Below are 18,689 nucleotides of genomic sequence, written 5' to 3' on the forward strand. Positions count from 1 at the left end.
CTGAGGATTGAGGTTTGAGTCACTTTAATAAAAGACAAAAATTCTACACTGAAAATCAATACAGAATCTTCCTGAAGGAATATGGCGAAGTTCTTGAATTTTGCAAAACAAACACATTTGAGTCCGACTCTCCAGAACAGGAGGCCTCACTTCGAGCAAGGCACCTGCAAGGTCTGTTACTTGATAAGGTGTTAGCCTGCTATACCGCTGGAGAAGAGATAGAATTGCTTATTCCATTGCTCGAGGAGTTAGTGGAAAAATACGAAATTCGACAAAACAAATTAGCCCTTTATGAAGATGCACCAACCATATCCCCCCTCGCAATAGATGATTGGCCGTACCAATATGAAGAATGTGTACAAGTCATTGGTTTGTGCATTCTCCTGCATCGCACTGACTTGCTAAAGCGCTTCGTGACCTTGATAGATGAAGCAGGATATGCTGGCGACGACACGCTCTATGAAGATTTACTCTGCAAAGTTTTACCAGGCAGAAGTGATGTTGACCAATGGTATCACGATGTATATACCCCACTAGTGCAAGCGATATACGCGAAAACCAAAGAAGACGCAGCGCGACTTCTTGAGAAATACTGCTGCGAATGGTACGCGGCTTTTGAACAGGCTCCTTGGCACGACACTCATCTTCAAGGAGAGGAAGGCAGCTACGTTGGTTATTGGGCTATCGAGGCTGGAGCGATTGCCTTCTTATACGGAATAGACGACAGCAAAATTGATCATATGGTTTATCCAAGTGATCTGGTCGAGTACGCCCGAAATCATCCAATATCTCATGCATCTCAGGTCGCTCGCATAGATGCGGGGCAACCGTGCAGAAAAACAGGTTATTGGTACACCCCGGCAGAGGCTAACTCAAGACGGTACTTTCAACAAGGCGAACTCATGCCTAATTTCAGCGGCTCAAAATGGGGTGATACTATTTGGTACTGGTCTGGTGAAGAGTAAGATGATCAAGGGGCGTATTTTTCATCCGCCCCATTTGCACTTGGCTATTTCCGGCCAGCTTCGCGCTCTAAACCCCTAAACCTTCGAGCCACAAATTATATCTGTTTTTTCCAAGTGCCTGATTAATCAACCCGAACAAAATCCGCCCTCCCCGGCGCTAATCGAAAGTTCCCATCGATGGTATTTATCAACAGCAGCACAAAAAATGCGGCGACAACGGTGCATCCAAATGAATAGTTCTATCCGCCTCGCTGTTACGTTGTTTATGCTCAGTGGTTTTGCGAATGCACATAGTCAGTCAATGCCATATAAATCTTGGTACCTTGGGTTTTCCGCCCCTGACTACATGGAGGTTTGGATAGAAACGGCAGATGTAATTGATGTTCAAGGACAGATCTACAGGCGTGCAATGAGCGGGGTCGCTTCATGGCTTACGCCTCCTAACAATTCTGGCAACCCTCGCGGATGGCCCAAAAAAATTGGTATCGGGAGTGGCAAGTACGTTACGGGCGCAGATTTGCCTAAAAAGATCTACGTACGATGGCAATCGTTGGTGGAACCTCAGACATACAAAATGGAAATCGACATATCTGAATCAACTCGAAATTTAATGCGCAACAGTGAAAACGTTACCTGTGCGGCAGATGGGAAGTTGATTACCGGGTATCGCCAGTCAGTAGTTGTGAGGCTTGCCCCCGGGGGCATTGCGAAAGTCTGGGTATCTGGACCCTGCATGACAGCTATCGAAGTTGCGAAAATAAAAGCTGAGATTGACCCGCGTGGGCCCTATGAAGGAAAATCTGGCGGTGGATATAACACTCTCTCCAATGAGTCCAAAGCCTATGTGGAAAAATTCGGTGTGCCATACGACTCTTGGTGATCAAATGGGGAATATCCCATTGCGGATTAATTTTGCATGAGTCGTTTATTCCTTATCGTTCTTATGGCTTTTCAGTTTGGTGAGTGGGCGCATGCCAACGGCGGGCCTTTGCCTTACAAGGCATGGCGACTGGGGTTTTCCGCCCCTAATTATATGGAGGTCTGGATCGAAACTGCGGACGTTATTGATATCCAAGGTCAAGTATATCGTCGTGCCATGAGCGGCGTAGCTGCAGAGAGCGGAGCTTTAGCATGAATAGACGGCAAAAATTCATATTTGAGTCTTATTACAATAAATCCATAGATTTATATGATGGTACGGAAGCACGCTGGAATAACGAAACAATGCAGGCGGATATTCCTACACAGGAGAAAGCATTACGGACGGGCTATTTCAAAGAATCGGCATTCAAGGCGCTCTTAATTTCTTACACGGCCGGTGAACCAATAGAACTACTGAACCCTAGACTGGAAAAGCTCATTGATTTCTATGAAATATATCAACAAGCTTTGGCCATAGATGAAGGGGAGCCTGATATTTCTCCGTTAGCAATCGACGACTGGCCTGAGCAGTACGAAGAGTGCATCCAAGTCATCAGTCTGTGTATCTTACTTCATCGAAAAGACTTAGTTGTTCGCTTCGTTAGTCTCATTGATCAAGCAGGATACGCACACGAGGACACCTTATACGAAGATCTTTTGCGTAAACACCTTCCAGGAAGATCAGATATCGACGAATGGTACCACGACTTATACACGCCCCTTATCAGAGCTATTTACGCATCGCAAGGAAGTGAGGCGAGCGACTTACTTCTTCAATACTGCAAGGAATGGTACCCGGCGTTTGAAAGCTTACAAACCAACTGGCATGACAGCCATCTCGAAATCGAAGGCGACGACGGAGATTATGTAGGATATTGGGCTATCGAAGCAGGGGCCATTGCATTTTTATACGGCATAGACGACAGCAAAATAGACCATATGGTTTATCCAAAGGATTTGGTCGAACATGCACGTAACTGCCGGCCGACCAATAGCTCTCAGGTCGCTCGCATAGATGCGGGGCAACCGTGCAGCAAGACTGGCTATTGGTTCACCCCGGCACAAGCCAATTCCAGACGGCGCTTCTCACATCGTGAAATCATGCCTGACTTCGGTGAGTCAAACTCGAACCACACAATTTGGTACTGGACAGGCGAAGATTAAATCGCCCCACCATTCGGTCAGACCATTTTTAGGGGCCGACCAGACATGTAAACTTTACCCTCATCAAAATGGACGCTGGATTCAACATCATGGAATTGCAATTCACCATCACCCCCGACCACACACAGATGCGCATCGGCAAACTGCTTGAGCAAGAAATGCTCAAGGACGATCAGCTGCATGCCCGAGTGACAGGCTATGTAAATCGCCAGCAGGACCGCCTGCTCGCCCCGCTTATGTTTTTTCTGGGTTTGGTTGCCGGCGCGCTGGCGATCTATTTCCCCGCGCGTGAGTTCAGCCCCCAGAAAATTATCTCGATGGCGCTGTTCGCAATGGTTTACGGGGTATGTTGGTGGATTTTTTCCGGGCGGCTGTTGGGTCGTTTGCGCAACCGTATAGCCTCCAACCGTGCGAAGAAGCCGCGTATGCCTTTTCGCAACGCGAGCCAGCGTCTGATCGAATTGAAGCTCCGTACCCACCTCAAGGCTACAGAAGGTGCCTATCGTCTGGAGTTCGACGACCACGGTTTCACCCTAATCAATATGAAAGGCAAAGGCGCCCAAAGCACTTTGGCTTGGGCGCAGATAGTGCGGCTAAAGATCACGCCCGACTTCTATTGCATTGCCTGCGCCAAACTGGATAGCAAGGGCAAGGCGTATCACATCCCAAGACACAGCGATGTAATGGATGCGGACATGTATCAGCAAGGCTTGGAAGTGTTTTTGAGCCGGGTGCCTGTTTTGGCCAGTTGATGCCAGGAATCTGCCGAGCGCTCGCCCAGAAACAATCCCCCCACACGACAGCCGGCGTTCACCCCGGTTAACCATCCCTTAACGCCGCGGTCAAAAACTCTACTGAACCGCACGCCCTCAGTCATTGGCTGACGCCCAGTGCGGCAGGTTCGGCGTTTTGTGCCGAGTCCAACGCATTCGGGAGTCCACCATGAACATTCGCTCACTGCTGCTCACCACCGCCCTCGCCTGCTCTGCGTTTGCCGGGTTGGCTCAGGCCAATGACACATCCGCCACGTCCACAGCCGTGCCCTATCGATACGGCATGCCGCTGCACGTTGCCAAAGTCGTGTCACTGACCGAGCCGCAAACCCTGGAGTGCAAGGTCATCACCGCTGACATGAAGTACATCGACAACACCGGCAAGCCTGAGGAAATCAGCTATCGGAAATTGTCTGACGCGTGCAGTTATCAGAACTGACGGAAACGTCTGATTCGCGGGTCTGCGGTAGGCACGCATCGGTCAGGCCGGTATGCTCGGGCCTCCCCCTACTGCCGCAAGGATTCGCCATGCAGTTGTCGTTTCGCACGTTGTCGACCTTCACCTGTTCGTTGTGTTTTCTGCTGGCGCTGGTTTGGGGGCTGGTGCCGGAGGTGTTGCTGGCGATCTGGAGCATCGAATATTCGCCGGCAGCCGGGTTTGTTGCGCGGCGCAGTGCGGTGCTGTTTGCGGGGTTGGGGGTGATGTTTTATCTGGTGCGTAATGCGCCGGTGTCGATTGCGCGCAATGCCATGAGCAACGGATTTATCGTCGGCTGTTTCGGTTTGGCGGTGCTGGGTTTCGCAGAATGGTTGAACGGCCATGCCGGCCCCGCGATCTTGCTCGCGGTGCTGGTCGAGTTCGCGCTGGGCCTTGGATTTGTGCAGGCCCGGCGCGTGACGGTCGAACTGGGTGAAACGGTCGGCTAAATAGCTTTCGATCGCGGCAGATAGTGATGAGGGGTGGCGTTTTGCGCCAGATCCATGCGCAAACCGGCGATCAGACCGTTGATCTCGCGACAGCTGTTGAGGTGACTGGCATCGATGCCGCTCACCAGCAGATCAACCTGATCGGTCTGGTGATCGCCATACACTTTGACGGTCATCGACAGATCCGGGGACAGCGTGCATTGGCAGCGTTTCGGCAGGAAACTGCTCTCAATGATATTGCGGAGTTCCAAGGCAGACAGAAACATGGCTAACGCTCTCCTTACTGTGAGATTGCCAATCAAGTATTCACGTTGACCGTTACCACTTCTCTGCACGGGTGTGTCCCCGCTGATTCCTTGAGTGTGACAAGCGGTTGTACTGCGAAATGCCCATTGGATTGTAGGCGCCCAAACCCGGCGCGCCGCACCTATTGAACGCATAAAACGTGCCTTCCATCGGGTGGTTCTCGCCGTCATAGAAATCAACAACTTGCGCGGGTGGCCAGCATTGGGCCTGTTGCAATCTGCAAGATTGATCAGATCGGGCAGCGCAATTTGCAACCCGTGGCGGGTTTGCATTCGGCGCCGGTGACAGTGAGAATGCCAGTCATCACCCTACACCCGCACGGAGGCCTTTATGGGTACTTTCACCGTTTACGCGACCACCGGCCTGATGCTTGCCGGCCTCTCCACTTTCGCCCACGCGGCGAAGCTTGAAGACACTGCGCCGTACCCCAAGGCTGAAGCGGGCTTCACCCGTCAGGTGATCCATCTGCCGCAGCAGGCGCAGGAAGAAAACTTCCAGGTCGAAGTACTGGCCGGCAAAACCCTCGAAGTTGACTGCAACCGCCAGCGCCTGGGCGGCATGCTCGAGGAGAAAAATCTCGAAGGCTGGGGCTATCCGTTTTACCGCCTGGAGAAAGTCATCGGGCCGATGAGCACAAAGATGGCTTGCCCTCCCGGCAGCAAACTGAAACGCGCGTTCGTGCCGGTTGTCGGCGACGGTTTCCGGATTCAATACAACAGCAAATTGCCGATCGTGATCTACGCGCCGAAAGACGTCGAAGTGCGCTATCGCATCTGGACCGCCTCGGACAAAGTCGGCACAGCCATTCCGGAATAATTCGGGCCTGATCACACTCATGCGGGAATGCCGAACGCCGCCGCGCGTTCGGCGACGTGGCGCAAGCTGTCGAAGTTGATGTTGGCGCCGGAGTCGATGGCGATCAGCGTCTGATCCCGGGCACCGGTTTGCGCCACATACTGTTTGATCCCTGCCACGGCCAATGCGCCTGAAGGCTCGGTGATCGAGCGGGTATCGTCGTAGATGTTCTTGATCGCGGCGCAGAGCTCGTCGTTGCTGACGGTGATCACCTGATCCACGCAAAAGCGGCAAAGCTCGAAGCCGTAAGCGCCGATTTGCGCCACCGCCACGCCATCGGCGAAGGTGCCAACGCTGGGCAGCACCACGCGTTCATCGGCCTGCATCGCAGCCTTGAGACAGGCCGAATGTTCTGACTCGACGCCGATAATGCGTACTTCCGGGCGCAGGTATTTGACGTAGGCAGCGATGCCGGCGATCAGTCCGCCACCGCCGACCGGGACGAAGATGGCGTCCAGCGCGCCTTGATGTTCACGCAGGATTTCCATCGCCACCGTACCTTGCCCGGCAATCACGTCCGGGTCATCGAACGGCGAGACAAAGGTGCGGCCGCTCTGCTCGGCCAATCGCAGCGCATGGGCCAGGGCAAACGGAAAACTTTCGCCATGCAGCAACGCCTCGGCACCGCGACTGCTTACGCCGAGCACTTTCAGATCCGGCGTGGTGGATGGCATGACGATAGTTGCGGCAATGCCCAGTGTTTTGGCCGCCAATGCCACACCTTGGGCGTGATTGCCCGCCGAAGCGGTGATCACCCCGCGCGCCTTTTGTTCTTCGCTCAATTGCACCAGTTTGTTGTAAGCGCCACGGATCTTGAAAGAGAACGTCGGTTGCAGGTCTTCACGTTTGAGCAGAATCCGGTTGCCGAGGGTTTCGGACAGAGCTGGCGCCAGCTGCAACGGCGTGCGCACCGCGACATCGTAAACCGGCGCGGCGAGGATCTTTTTTACGTATTGCTCAAGCAAGGCTTGCTGATCGGCGGTGCAATTCATGGTCGTCTCCTTGATAACGCATTCAAACGTTCGGTGTGGGACCGCGTTCAAACCGAAGAGACAGAAAATGAAAACCCGCCTCTAGGGCGGGTTGGGTGCTGCAGTCGTGAGCTAGCCCGCCAAATGAGGAATGGCGGTAATAATGCTTGGCTGGCAGCGCAATACGGTGGAAGTCATGGGCTGAAATTAGCCCGACCAATGATGGCAAGTCAATCGTGAATTTCGTAGTCTGGCCATTCGCTCATCTCACCAAGGAAGGATTGCATGATGTCTGTCGCCCTGCCCCTCGCGGCTTTGATCGCGTTCAGTGGCTACACCGTTTCGGTGATGCTGCAAGCCGAACAGTCGTTGCTCGATTTCGGCATCAGTCTGATGTCGAGACCTGATACCGCGCAGGTGGTGATCGATCTGTATCTGCTGGCGACGTTGGCTGGCGTGTGGATGTACAAGGATGCGCGCAAGCGTGGGGCGTCTGGCTGGTCGGTGCTGCCGTATCTGTTGCTGACGGCCATATTTGTGTCGGTCGGGCCGCTGTTGTATCTGGTGGTTCGCGGCCTCAAAGATCGCAAATTGAAAACCCCGATCACTTCGCCAAGCGCCTGAGCCCGAACAACATCGCGCCTGCCGCCAACATCATGGCCAGCAGAAACAGCGGGTACGCCACCCACCACGGCGTGCCCGCCGTCATCATGCTGAACTCCGACATGCCGCCGATGCTCGCGATCAGGTTGAGCGGCAGGAACACCACGTTGATCAGCGTCAGTTTGCGCAGCAGGCCGTTGGTGCTGTTGTTCATCAGATTGCCGCGCGCATCGATCAGCCCGGAGAACACCGTCGAATAGATCTCCGCCTGTTTGTAGCACTGGTTGTTTTCGATGATCAGATCGTCGATCAGGCCAAGCGCTTCGCTGCCGAAATGCTGCTTTTCAGCGTGATTGCGCAGCCGCGTCAGCACTGCACCGTTGCTGTGCAGGGCGTTGATGTAATAGATCAGGCTTTCGCTGAGGTTAAACATTTGCAGCAGGTGTTGATCCTGCATCGAGGCGTTGAATTTCTGCTGCAACTCTCGGGCAACCAGCTTGATCACCTTCAAATGCCCGAGATAGTGATGAATGTTGTTGAACAACAGATCGAGCAACACATCCAGTGGCGTATTCAGCGATTGCCGTGTGCCGACGCCATGCAGCGGCGTGTCGTCGGTGGCGATCACCAACAGTTGGCCCGGCGAAAACAGCAAGCCGCAGGAAGAGACCTCAAACGCCAGGCTACCACCGCCGGAATAGTTTTCCGGACGTTTCCAGATCAGGAACAAATGGTCTGGATGGAACTCAATCCGTGACACTTCATCCGGGTCCAGTGCCGAGGCCAGCGCATGTTCATCCAGCTTGAAGTGACTGTGCAGCAAGTCGCGCTCGGCGGCGTCGGGATTGCTGAACAGCATCACTTCGGCATCCAGCCGTTCTACCCGCTGCAAGGCTCCGTGGCTCAGTGCAAAGCTGTTGATCATCGGCGCATCACCATGCCTGCCCGCGCCGTTTAAGCTCCAGACGCCGCACGAACTCTTCCAGCACCAGCGAATACAGATCGTCCTGCAAGTAAGCGTCCTCGGTGCCGGCATCGAGGTTGGGATTATCGTTGACTTCGATGACCACCACTTTGTCGCCCGCCTGTTTGAGGTCGACACCGTAGAGGCCGTCGCCGATCAGATTTGCGGTCTTCACCGCCAGCTCCACCACGGCGCGCGGCGCCTCATGGATCGCCATGGTGCGGCACTCGCCATTGACGTCTTGCCCTTTGGCCTTGTGGTTGTAAATCTGCCAATGGCCTTTGGACATGAAGTACTGGCAGGCAAAGATCGGTTTGCGATTGAGCACGCCGATGCGCCAGTCGTACTCGGTGTAGAAAAACTCCTGAGCCAGCAACAGCACCGAATGCTCAAACAGTTCGGCAGTGGCTTCGAGCAATGCCTGCTGGCTTTCAACCTTGATCACGCCACGGGAAAAACATCCGTCGGGGATCTTCAGCACCAACGGGAATCCCAAGCGCTCGCCGACCCGCTCGAAATCTTCCGGTCGCTCCTTGTAGAGAATTTCGGTGGCGGGCATGCCCAGTTGATGGCTGTTGAGCAGGTCAGTCAGATAGACCTTGTTGGTGCAGCGCAGGATTGAGGCTGGATCGTCCATCACCACCAGCCCTTCGCTTTCGGCTTTTTTGGCGAAGCGATAGGTGTGATTGTCGACGCTGGTGGTTTCGCGGATCAGCAAGCCGTCGTACTCGGCCAGGCGTGCGTAGTCCTTGCGCTCGATCAGTTCGACATCGATGCCCATGCCTTTGCCGACGCGGATGAAATTCTCCAGTGCCCGGGGGTTGGAGGGTGGCAAGGCTTCTTGCGGATCATGCAGGATCGCCAGGTCGTAGCGGGCCACTTGCGGTGATCGTGGACTGCGCCAGATCTTGCGACTGAAACTGTCCAGCGCATTGGCGAATTGATCTTCCTGATCGTCGCGCAACTTGTGCAGCGCACCGGACTTTATACCTTCAATATGCCAGCCGTTATTTCTACGGAATTCAACTAACAGAATCGGACACGGGAACACTTCAAACAATTGTCGCGCCAAGTCCTGCAACGGCTCGATATTGGTTTTACCGAAGTACAGTGTCAGGGTAAAACCTTCGGTGTCGCTGTAGAGCTGGTGGTTCAGCGCTTTTTCCAGAGTTTTGTCGAGGTCGTCCAGCGCCAGGCCGTAGAGTGATTTGCGCGTCAGTTCGCTGATGGTGCGCACCGACGGAATCACCTTGTGCCCTCGTGCCTCGGCCAGCAACGAACAGTAATAGCCGTGCCCCAGGTACTTGTAGCTGCGGCACAGGTTGATCACCTGCACCCGCTTGCCCGACTCGTCATCACGGGTTTTCCCGAGGTATTCCTGAGCCGTGAGGATGTCTTCACTGGGAAAGTAAGAGGCCCAGTCTTCCTTGCGTTCGACAATGATCAACACTTGACTGGAAACTCTCGCGACTGGATTTAAATAAGTTGCCGCCGGCAAACTTTGCTCGGATACTTCGCGCCAATGACCCTGTACCGCTGACATAGAGATTGATCCGTTGGAGAACAAGACCTTTTCTATTAAGCACGAACTTTTTCGAAAGTCTCGTTTCGTTACGCAACTTTTACGGCGGTCATATGCACACTGTTTTTCGTTCGGCAGTAGTTGAAGACTTGCCGGCGCTACTGGCGCTGGAAACCCACTGTTTCACTACAGACCGCCTGACCCGGCGCAGCTTTCAATGGATGATTACCCGTGCGCATGCGCAGCTAATGGTGGCCGAGCGCGATGGACAGCTGGCGGGTTACGCCTTGGTGTTGTTTCATCGCGGCACATCGCTTGCGCGGCTGTATTCGATCGCTATTGCTCCCGCGGCGCGGGGTCTCGGGATGGGCACGCAACTGCTGCAGCGCATTGAAGCCTGTGCGCTTGAGCATGATTGCGCGTACCTGCGGCTGGAGGTTCGCACTGACAACCCGGCCGCGATAGCTCTTTATGAAAAGCACGGCTACCGGCGCTTTGCGCTGATTCACGATTACTACGAAGACCATGCCGATGCGTTGCGCCTGGAAAAACGTATTCTTCAGCACCGCGACTCGCGCAACATCAACGTTGCGCATTACCAGCAAACCACCGACTTCACTTGCGGCCCGGCTTGTCTGTTAATGGCCATGGGCGCCTTGCAGGCCGATCGGCTGCTGGAGCGGCGCGAAGAGCTGCAAATCTGGCGTGAGGCGACCACTGTTTTCATGACCTCCGGGCATGGCGGATGCAGTCCGCAGGGTTTGGCGCTGGCGGCGTGGCGGCGCGGCTTTCGGGTGCAACTGCAACTGAGCGTAAACGGGCCGCTGTTCCTCGACGGCGTGCGCGATGAGCATAAAAAAGACGTCATGCGCCTGGTGCATGAAGAGTTCACCGCGCAGTTACGTGACTCGGATGTTGAGCAAAGCATCGGCACCGCGCTGGATTTGCCGCGCTTGCTTGATGCAGGAGGACAGCCGCTGGTGTTGATCAGCAGCTATCGACTGACCCGATCCAAGTCGCCGCACTGGGTGATGGTTACCGATTGCGATGACGAATTCGTTTATCTGCACGACCCGGATGTTGATCACAGTCAGCACCGACAGCCCATCGACTGCCAGCATGTACCGGTCAGCCATGGGGAGTTCGACAAGATGTGCCGGTTTGGCCGGGGCAAGTTGCGGGCGGCGGTGGTGCTGTATGCCCGCAACGAATAACCTCGCCACAAAAGTTGTAAGTGGTAGGGATTGCGTTATTTCAGGCCGATTTTATACAGCGCGCCATCCGACTCATCCGTCAGCACATATAAGTAACCATCCGGCCCTTGGCGCACGTCGCGGATGCGCTGCTTGAGTTCACCGAGCAGGCGTTCTTCGTGCACGATTTTGTCGCCGTCAAACTGCAAGCGAATCAGCTCCTGATCCACCAGTGCGCCGATAAACACGTTGTGCTGCCACGGTTTGAAACGGTCGGCGTCATAGAACGCCATACCTGTTACGCCCGGAGACTTCTCCCAGACATGATGCGGCCCGAGTGTGCCTTCGGCGGTTTCGCCCTTGGCTTCAGGGATTGGCAGAAGTGAATAGTTGATGCCATGGGTCGCCAATGGCCAGCCATAGTTCTTCCCGCGCTCGACGATGTTCACCTCGTCACCGCCGCGCGGGCCGTGCTCGTTTTCCCACAGGGTCCCGGTCCACGGGTTGAGCGCCGCGCCTTGTGGGTTGCGATGGCCGTAGGACCAGATCTCTGGACGCACGCCAGACTGGCCAACGAAAGGATTGTCGTCCGGCACTTTGCCGTCGGGATAGATACGCGCGACCTTGCCTTGCAGCTTGTCCAGATCCTGCGCGGTCGGGCGGTCGTTGTTTTCGCCCAACGTGATGAACAGATAGCCGTCACGGTCAAATACCAGCCGCGAGCCGAAGTGATTGCCCACCGACAGTTTCGGTTCCTGGCGGAAGATCACTTTGAAGTCCTTAAGTGTTTTCAGATCATCTGACAGACGTCCGCGCCCGACCGCTGTCCCGGCCTTGTCACCGGCGCCGCCGCCCTCGGCGTAAGACAGATACACCATACGATCAGCCTTGAAGTCCGGGGACAGCACCACGTCGAGCAAACCGCCCTGCCCCTTGGCCCACACCTCCGGCACGCCGCTGATGGGCGCCGACAACTTGCCGTCAGCGCCAACCACTCGCAGATGACCGGGCCGCTCGGTCACCAGCATGCCCTGACGATCCGGCAAAAATGCCAGCGCCCATGGATGTTCCAGGCCTTGAGTGATGGTCGTCACTTCAAGCGTGCCCTGCTCGCTTTGCAGTTCCTTGGGGGCCTCGGCGAAAACCGGGGCGGTAAAGCTGATCAATGCGCTGGCGCACAAACTGGCCAGAAGGGTTTTACGCAACATGCACGATTCCTTTTGTTTGTTGGCGGGTCGGCAGCTCAACGGGTGCTGCCGGTGCTACGGGGCGCTGGATTGGGAATGAATTTGGGTGGCGTGCTCGGCACCGAGCGCATCGGCTGGCCATTGCCGATACCGCCGTTTTCGAGGGTCGGCGGGCGAGGCACCGGCACAGTGTTCGGGCCACGGACAGGCGGCGTACTCGGTTGGGTGCCCTGCATGCTGTTGGGATTGGCCCGGCGAATCGGGCTGTTGTAGGGATTGTTGCTGTTGCCGGTCGGACTCTGCGCCAGCAACAGCGCTGAGGACGCAGCAGTTACGTCTGCATGAGCCAGTCCGCCACTCAGGGCCAGGGCTGCGATGCCAAATAGAAAACGGTTCATGAGCGGCCTCTCTCGATGCGCTTGGACTAGAGCCTTCGAGTCCACGCTACGCCGTGGGTTCGGATTTGTTAACCCGTCGCTGCTAAACAAGATGTAACACGACTTGACCGGCCGACCGCCGAGATCTAAACACTCGAAACTTTTGCGCCACGCCGCAGGTCACCTGAACATCACTCGGAGGACGCACCATGGCTCGGGCAATCTGGAAAGGCGCAATCAGCTTCGGACTGGTACACATCCCTGTGGCGCTGGTTTCGGCGACCTCCTCGCAAGGTGTGGATTTTGACTGGCTGGACAGCCGCAGCATGGATCCAGTGGGCTATAAACGCGTAAACAAGGTCACCGGCAAGGAAGTGACCAAGGAGAACATCGTCAAAGGCGTGCAGTTCGAAAAGGGTCGCTATGTGGTGCTCAGCGAAGAGGAAATTCGCTCGGCGCACCCGGTTTCGACCCAGACCATCGACATTTTCGCCTTCGTCGATAGCGAACAGATCCCACTGCAGAACATCGACACGCCGTATTACCTGGCCCCGGACAAACGCGGTGGCAAGGTCTACGCATTGCTGCGCGAAACCCTGACCAAGACCAATAAAGTCGCCCTCGCCCGGGTTGTGCTGCACACCCGCCAGTATCTGGCAGCGTTGATGCCACTGGAGTCAGCGCTGGTTTTGGTAAAACTACGTTGGCCGCAGGAAGTGCGTAGTCTTGATCAACTGGAACTGGGCAGCGAAGTGACCGAGCCAAAACTGGCCAAGGGTGAGTTGGACATGGCCAAACGGCTGGTGGAAGACATGAGCGCGGACTGGACGCCCGAAGACTACAAGGATGAGTTCGAAGACAAGATCATGGCGCTGGTCGACAAGAAGGCCCACGAAGGCAAGATCGAGGATGTCGAGACGGCGACTGGCGAGGAACAGCGTAAGTCGGCGGATGTGATCGACTTGACCGAACTGCTTAAACGTAGCTTGGGTGGGAAAGCGCCGGCCAAGGCGAAGGCCAAGGCTGCGCCGGCCAAGAAGGCTAAAAAGGCTTAGGAGGTTAGGCAGGCAAGTCTTGGGTGGTTTTGATGGCCTCATCGCTGGCAAGCCAGCTCCCACAGGGTTTTTCGGTGTGAATACTATTTATGTATCACCTGGAAACCTGTGGGAGCTGGCTTGCCAGCGATGGCGTCCGCCCAAACAACAGCAATTTCAGATCAAAATGAAAACAGCGAGCAACCCACCAAAGATCGCCCACTTCTCCATGTAATACCGCGCACGATTACGCTTTTTCAGCTCTTTACCACGCAAACGAATCTTGTAGATTTTGCTAAACAAGCGGTTGAGACCGCCCGTGCGGTCACCCGCATCATTCGGCGCACCTGCAGCCGACATCACAGTGCGGCTGAACCAACTGTTGAACGCCGCCGCCCAGCGATACTTCATCGGCCGCTCAACGTCACAGAACAGGATGATGCGGTTCTGCTCCGTGGTGTTCTCGGCGTAGTGAATGAAGGTCTCGTCAAACATCACCGCTTCGCCGTCACGCCAGTGATAGTTCTCGCCATCAACGTTGATGTAGCAACCGGCGCTGTTCGGCGTGTCCAGACCCAAGTGGTAACGATAGGAACCGGCATACGGATCGCGATGACGCACCAGTTTCGACCCCGGTGGCAGCTCGGCAAACATCGCAGCCTTGATCGAGCCAATGCTCTGTACCAATTCAGTAGTGCGCGGGCACAGCTTCATCGCCGACGGGTGGCTTTCGCCGTACCACTTCAGATAGAAACGCTTCCAGCCAGACTTGAAAAAAGAATTGAAGCCGACATCGTCGTACTGATTCGAACGCTTGATCTCACCGGCGCGCAGCAGATGCTGGCCTTCGGCGCGGATTTCTTCCCAGTGCGTCTGCAACGGGCTCAAGTCCGGAAAGTCCTTCGGATCGAGGTACGGCTTGTTGGGGATCTTCGAGAACAGATAAAGGAAGCAGTTGATCGGCGCCAGAAACGTCGAATGATCGCTAAGTTGGCGACCGAGCTTGTGTCGCACACGGCCACGCAAATGCACGTATGCAATGGAAATGACATAAACAGCGGCAATGATGAGTTTCACGGAAATCGTCACACGTCGGAAGTGAACAAACTACGCGCCTTTTAGAGGCGTTAGGCGAATGGATGGCATTTTAGCCACAGTTTGTAACCAACCGTGAACACTCATCTGTGAAAAACTGTCCCGCGATCACCCCAAACGCTGATCGGCTGCTCACTGCCCTATCGTTTAAAGAGCCAGACCAGTACAATCGCCGCCAAACTTTAGCGCCCCCCTTGGTTGATGACGGGAATTCCCGCCTCAGCGCACTTCGACTCGGGCCAAGCGCTCCGGCCGCACCCTCGCTATCCAAGCATGCTCCACAGGAAAAACCTTTGATTTCTACAGCTAACATCACGATGCAGTTCGGCGCCAAGCCGCTATTCGAAAACGTTTCGGTCAAGTTCGGCGCGGGCAACCGCTACGGTCTGATCGGCGCCAACGGTTGCGGCAAGTCGACGTTCATGAAAATCCTCGGCGGCGACCTCGATCCGTCGGGCGGTCAGGTCATGCTCGAGCCGAACGTGCGTCTGGGTAAATTGCGCCAGGACCAGTTCGCCTACGAAGAATTTACCGTTATCGACACCGTGATCATGGGTCACGAAGAGCTGTGGAAGGTCAAGGCCGAGCGTGACCGCATCTACTCGCTGCCGGAAATGAGCGAAGAAGACGGCATGGCCGTTGCCGAGCTGGAAACCGAATTCGCTGAAATGGACGGCTACACCGCCGAATCCCGTGCCGGCGAGCTGTTGCTGGGCCTGGGTATCGGCATCGAGCAACACTTCGGCCCGATGAGCGAAGTGTCGCCGGGCTGGAAACTGCGCGTATTGCTCGCGCAGGCATTGTTCTCCGATCCTGAAGTGCTGTTGCTCGACGAACCGACCAACCACCTGGACATCAACACCATCCGCTGGCTGGAAAATATTCTGACCCAGCGCTCCAGCCTGATGATCATCATCTCTCACGACCGTCACTTCCTGAACAGCGTGTGCACGCACATGGCTGACCTCGACTACGGCGAGCTGCGCCTGTTCCCGGGCAACTACGACGAGTACATGACCGTGGCGACCCAGTCCCGCGAGCAATTGCTGTCGGACAACGCCAAGAAGAAAGCGCAGATCTCCGAGCTGCAATCGTTCGTCAGCCGCTTCTCGGCCAACGCCTCGAAAGCCAAGCAGGCCACCTCCCGCGCCAAAGCGATCGACAAGATCCAGCTGGCCGAGGTCAAGCCATCGAGCCGCGTGAGCCCGTTCATCCGCTTCGATCAGAACAAGAAGCTGCACCGCCAGGCCGTCATGGTCGAAAAAATGGCCAAAGGCTTCGACGGCAAGCCGTTGTTCAAAGATTTCAGCTTCCAGGTTGAAGCTGGCGAGCGCGTGGCGATCATCGGCCCGAACGGTATCGGCAAGACCACTCTGCTGCGCACCCTGGTCAACGAACTGACCCCGGACGCCGGCAGCATCAAGTGGACCGACGCCGCCGAACTGGGCTACTACGCCCAGGATCACGCCCACGACTTCGAAGACGACATGACGCTGTTCGACTGGATGGGTCAGTGGACTCAGGGCGAACAGATGATTCGCGGTACTTTGGGCCGGATGCTGTTTTCCAACGACGAGATTCTCAAGTCGGTCAAGGTGATCTCCGGTGGTGAGCAAGGTCGCATGCTGTTCGGCAAGCTGATCCTGCAACGGCCGAACGTGCTGATCATGGACGAACCGACCAACCACTTGGACATGGAATCCATCGAAGCGCTGAACCTGGCGCTGGAAAACTACCCGGGCACGCTGATTTTCGTCAGCCACGACCGTGAGTTCGTGTCGTCCCTGGCTACTCGAATCATCGAGCTGAGCCCGACTGGCGTGACCGACTTCAGCGGCACCTACGATGACTACCTGCGTAGCCAGGGCGTAGTGTTCTAAGGGCGGTACAAGCCTTTAGCTGCAAGTTGAAAGCCCGGTCCATGTGACCGGGCTTTTTGCATTCAAGGGATTGATCTGCCGCTTTTATTGATCCGCAGTCTGCATGCCGGCGCGGGTTGGCGCGCCCAGCGCATGCGAGAAGAAGCGCCCGGCTTCGGAAATCAGATTGCGATGGATGTCCTCGCGGTCGACTCCGTCGGCATCGGTACACAGCGCCGGCATGGCGAGGATTTGCGCTTCATTGCACGGCGCCATGAACACAAAGTGCCCTGCCCCGGCCAACAGCTTGAAGTCCGGCGCGGTCGGCAATTTGCGCGCAAGAGCCGCAGCGTTTTTGTCGAAGGCCACCAGTTTGTCGCCGTCTCCGCTATAGAGCAGCACCGGCACATGCACATCAGCCAGGGTATGCCGGCCGAATTTCAGGCTCAGTGGCGCCATCAGCAGCAACGCATGCACGCGTGGATCGGCCACCGGTTGCAGGTCATCGCGGTCGACAATCAACTCGCCCTTGGTGTTGCAGGCATCGCGGTCGTCCGGACGTTCTTCGCAGTAGCGGCGCAGTCGATCCAGATCCGGCTGCGCGCCCGAGAGAATCAACGCGGTTTCGCCGCCGGCCGAGTAGCCAATTACACCGACCTGATCGGCGTTCACAAACGGCGCGAGCATACGGTCACCCAACGTGGCGGTAATCGCTTCGGAAATCTGAATTGGCCGCCCGTACAGATTGCTCAGAGTGCCAAGTCGGCTGTGATCTTTGGAGTTGTCGCCGGGATGAATTACTGCCACTACGACAAAGCCTTTACGCGCCAGCGAGGTGGCGAGGTCATGCAGCGCCAGCGGTGTGCCGGTGTTGCCGTGCGAGAGCATGAGCATTGGAAAGCGCCCGATGGCGATCCTGGTGTCTTCACCAGCCTCGACCGAGTAGCCCTCAAGCAGGCTCTGGTGTTCGCGGTCACTGGAAGGATAAAACGCGATGGCGCGCATCGGTTGCAGATCCAGCGGATCGAGGAAAGTCATCTCGTGATAACCGACGCTCCAGCGCGGGTGTACGCCTGGCGCAGCGTGCACTGAATTCAGGCTGCCAAGCAGGCAAATCAGTAACGTTGCACAAAGACGCATCATGGGATGGCCCACCCTGTTGGTTCCGAAGATCGTCAGAACATTAATTGCATAACCCGGGCCAGATTATGTAACAGCCAGAAACAAAAAACTCCGTATTCGGCCCTTGCGGAACCAGAATACAGAGTTTTTTGGGAATTGCCTGAACGGAGGCTGTTCTTTACGCAGGCCTTACGCCGCGGCGAACAGTTGTTCGCTGATCTGCGTGTGGGCAGCGGTCAGTGCGTTGTTACGCACTTCATCACCATACGCCAGGCCTTCGGCACGCACGATTTCGATGTCGGTGATGCCGAGGAAGCCGAACAGCAGTTTAAGATATTCCTCGTGAGCAACGCCCGAAGCCTGACCGGCGTGGATGCCGCCGGCAGTCGACACGATCACCACTTTCTTGCCACCGCACAGGCCTTCCGGGCCGGCGTCGGTGTAACGGAACGTCTGGCCGGCAACTGCGATGCGGTCAATCCAGGCTTTGAGCTGGGTAGGCACGGTGAAGTTGTACATTGGCGCGGCGACGACGATGGCGTCGGCAGCGATGAATTCGGCCAGCGTCGAAGTGCTCAGCTCGGCTTCGTGCTGTTGTGCGGCGTTGCGCAGTTCGGCGGTGGTGCCGGCAGCTACCAGGGTGGTCGACGAGAAGTGACTGATGGCGTCGGCGGCCAGGTCACGGTAGGTAACCACAGCGCTTGGTTCAGCAACCTGCCAGGCTTTGACCACTTCGCTGCTCAACTGACGGGAAGCCGAGTTGTCGCCCAGAATGCTCGAATCGATATGCAACAGTTTCATGAGGAATCTCCTGTAAGGAATCGTCGGGGTCGACGCAATGGAGACAATCC

Annotated in this window: 20 protein-coding genes and 1 pseudogene; 12 read left to right on the forward strand and 9 right to left on the reverse strand. The window is 56.0% G+C overall.

What is annotated here, in order from left to right:
• Window positions 1-14: 14 nt before the first annotated feature.
• The 7 genes from ACP7BN_RS00670 (at window position 15) to ACP7BN_RS00700 (ending at window position 4,750) form a co-directional block, all read left to right on the forward strand.
• Entirely contained in the window at window positions 15-965 is a 951-nt protein-coding gene (locus ACP7BN_RS00670) for a PoNe immunity protein domain-containing protein (protein ID WP_426200842.1), read from the forward strand.
• 229 nt (window positions 966-1,194) lie between these two features.
• Window positions 1,195-1,845 (forward strand): DUF2931 family protein, encoded by a 651-nt coding sequence (locus ACP7BN_RS00675; RefSeq protein WP_426200844.1) that lies wholly within the window; start codon window positions 1,195-1,197, stop codon window positions 1,843-1,845.
• Window positions 1,846-1,881: 36 nt separating this feature from the next.
• Window positions 1,882-2,100 (forward strand): hypothetical protein, encoded by a 219-nt coding sequence (locus ACP7BN_RS00680; protein WP_426200846.1) that lies wholly within the window; start codon window positions 1,882-1,884, stop codon window positions 2,098-2,100.
• Entirely contained in the window at window positions 2,097-3,050 is a 954-nt protein-coding gene (locus ACP7BN_RS00685) for a PoNe immunity protein domain-containing protein (RefSeq protein ID WP_426200848.1), read from the forward strand. The genes ACP7BN_RS00680 and ACP7BN_RS00685 overlap by 4 nt, the downstream gene beginning before the upstream one ends.
• An 89-nt stretch (window positions 3,051-3,139) precedes the next feature.
• Window positions 3,140-3,802 carry a YcxB family protein gene (locus tag ACP7BN_RS00690; RefSeq protein WP_426200850.1) on the forward strand — a complete coding sequence of 221 codons (663 nt, stop codon included), beginning with the start codon at window positions 3,140-3,142 and terminating at the stop codon, window positions 3,800-3,802.
• A 190-nt stretch (window positions 3,803-3,992) separates the two neighbouring features.
• Window positions 3,993-4,262 (forward strand): DUF2790 domain-containing protein, encoded by a 270-nt coding sequence (locus ACP7BN_RS00695; protein ID WP_420649817.1) that lies wholly within the window; start codon window positions 3,993-3,995, stop codon window positions 4,260-4,262.
• An 89-nt stretch (window positions 4,263-4,351) separates the two neighbouring features.
• Window positions 4,352-4,750, forward strand: a complete 399-nt coding sequence (locus ACP7BN_RS00700) for a hypothetical protein (RefSeq protein WP_420649818.1) — start codon at window positions 4,352-4,354, stop codon at window positions 4,748-4,750.
• On the opposite strand, the gene ACP7BN_RS00705 is transcribed toward ACP7BN_RS00700, so the two are convergent.
• The gene (locus tag ACP7BN_RS00705; protein ID WP_420649819.1) at window positions 4,747-5,016 is read right to left on the reverse strand and encodes a DUF1652 domain-containing protein; all 270 of its coding nucleotides are present in this window, start codon (window positions 5,014-5,016) and stop codon (window positions 4,747-4,749) included. The two genes, ACP7BN_RS00700 and ACP7BN_RS00705, sit on opposite strands and share 4 nt — an antisense overlap.
• A 370-nt stretch (window positions 5,017-5,386) precedes the next feature.
• Here ACP7BN_RS00705 and eco point away from each other — a divergent pair, with 370 nt between their 5' ends.
• Window positions 5,387-5,872, forward strand: coding sequence for a serine protease inhibitor ecotin (gene eco / locus ACP7BN_RS00710; RefSeq protein WP_426200853.1), 486 nt, complete (start codon window positions 5,387-5,389; stop codon window positions 5,870-5,872).
• 41 nt (window positions 5,873-5,913) lie between these two features.
• Here the strand turns inward: eco and ilvA are convergent.
• Window positions 5,914-6,903 (reverse strand): annotated as a pseudogene (gene ilvA, locus ACP7BN_RS00715) (threonine ammonia-lyase, biosynthetic); the annotation flags it as partial.
• Window positions 6,904-7,167: 264 nt separating this feature from the next.
• On the opposite strand from ilvA, the gene ACP7BN_RS00720 reads away from it, so the two are divergent.
• The gene (locus ACP7BN_RS00720; RefSeq protein ID WP_426200854.1) at window positions 7,168-7,506 is read left to right on the forward strand and encodes a DUF2834 domain-containing protein; all 339 of its coding nucleotides are present in this window, start codon (window positions 7,168-7,170) and stop codon (window positions 7,504-7,506) included.
• On the opposite strand, the gene ACP7BN_RS00725 is transcribed toward ACP7BN_RS00720, so the two are convergent.
• The gene (locus ACP7BN_RS00725; RefSeq protein WP_426200856.1) at window positions 7,487-8,410 is read right to left on the reverse strand and encodes a magnesium transporter CorA family protein; all 924 of its coding nucleotides are present in this window, start codon (window positions 8,408-8,410) and stop codon (window positions 7,487-7,489) included. The two genes, ACP7BN_RS00720 and ACP7BN_RS00725, sit on opposite strands and share 20 nt — an antisense overlap.
• A 7-nt stretch (window positions 8,411-8,417) precedes the next feature.
• Complete coding sequence (locus ACP7BN_RS00730) at window positions 8,418-9,992, reverse strand: RimK family protein (protein WP_426200858.1); 1,575 nt, start codon at window positions 9,990-9,992, stop codon at window positions 8,418-8,420.
• A gap of 92 nt (window positions 9,993-10,084) precedes the next feature.
• On the opposite strand from ACP7BN_RS00730, the gene rimI reads away from it, so the two are divergent.
• Window positions 10,085-11,185, forward strand: a complete 1,101-nt coding sequence (gene rimI / locus ACP7BN_RS00735) for a ribosomal protein S18-alanine N-acetyltransferase (RefSeq protein WP_426200860.1) — start codon at window positions 10,085-10,087, stop codon at window positions 11,183-11,185.
• Window positions 11,186-11,220: 35 nt separating this feature from the next.
• Here the strand turns inward: rimI and ACP7BN_RS00740 are convergent, their stop codons facing one another.
• Together ACP7BN_RS00740 and ACP7BN_RS00745 are read right to left on the reverse strand one after the other, a co-directional pair.
• A complete protein-coding gene (locus ACP7BN_RS00740) occupies window positions 11,221-12,372 on the reverse strand; it encodes a PQQ-dependent sugar dehydrogenase (protein ID WP_426200862.1) in 1,152 nt (383 codons plus the stop codon).
• A 35-nt stretch (window positions 12,373-12,407) separates the two neighbouring features.
• The gene (locus ACP7BN_RS00745; RefSeq protein ID WP_420649827.1) at window positions 12,408-12,749 is read right to left on the reverse strand and encodes a hypothetical protein; all 342 of its coding nucleotides are present in this window, start codon (window positions 12,747-12,749) and stop codon (window positions 12,408-12,410) included.
• A 188-nt stretch (window positions 12,750-12,937) separates the two neighbouring features.
• On the opposite strand from ACP7BN_RS00745, the gene ACP7BN_RS00750 reads away from it, so the two are divergent.
• A complete protein-coding gene (locus tag ACP7BN_RS00750; RefSeq protein ID WP_426200863.1) occupies window positions 12,938-13,783 on the forward strand; it encodes a Ku protein in 846 nt (281 codons plus the stop codon).
• Between the two features lie 156 nt (window positions 13,784-13,939).
• Here ACP7BN_RS00750 and lpxO read toward each other — a convergent pair whose 3' ends face one another.
• Complete coding sequence (gene lpxO, locus ACP7BN_RS00755) at window positions 13,940-14,839, reverse strand: lipid A hydroxylase LpxO (protein WP_426200865.1); 900 nt, start codon at window positions 14,837-14,839, stop codon at window positions 13,940-13,942.
• Between the two features lie 311 nt (window positions 14,840-15,150).
• On the opposite strand from lpxO, the gene ACP7BN_RS00760 reads away from it, so the two are divergent.
• Window positions 15,151-16,737, forward strand: a complete 1,587-nt coding sequence (locus ACP7BN_RS00760) for an ABC-F family ATPase (RefSeq protein ID WP_420649830.1) — start codon at window positions 15,151-15,153, stop codon at window positions 16,735-16,737.
• A gap of 84 nt (window positions 16,738-16,821) precedes the next feature.
• Here ACP7BN_RS00760 and ACP7BN_RS00765 read toward each other — a convergent pair whose 3' ends face one another.
• Both ACP7BN_RS00765 and ACP7BN_RS00770 read right to left on the reverse strand, forming a co-directional pair.
• The gene (locus ACP7BN_RS00765) at window positions 16,822-17,859 is read right to left on the reverse strand and encodes an alpha/beta hydrolase family protein (protein ID WP_420649831.1); all 1,038 of its coding nucleotides are present in this window, start codon (window positions 17,857-17,859) and stop codon (window positions 16,822-16,824) included.
• A 168-nt stretch (window positions 17,860-18,027) separates the two neighbouring features.
• The gene (locus tag ACP7BN_RS00770; protein ID WP_426200867.1) at window positions 18,028-18,639 is read right to left on the reverse strand and encodes an FMN-dependent NADH-azoreductase; all 612 of its coding nucleotides are present in this window, start codon (window positions 18,637-18,639) and stop codon (window positions 18,028-18,030) included.
• Between the last annotated feature and the right edge of the window lie 50 nt (window positions 18,640-18,689).

The sequence above is a fragment of the Pseudomonas sp. TWP3-1 genome, from assembly GCF_049896625.1.
In the GTDB taxonomy this organism is placed as follows: domain Bacteria; phylum Pseudomonadota; class Gammaproteobacteria; order Pseudomonadales; family Pseudomonadaceae; genus Aquipseudomonas.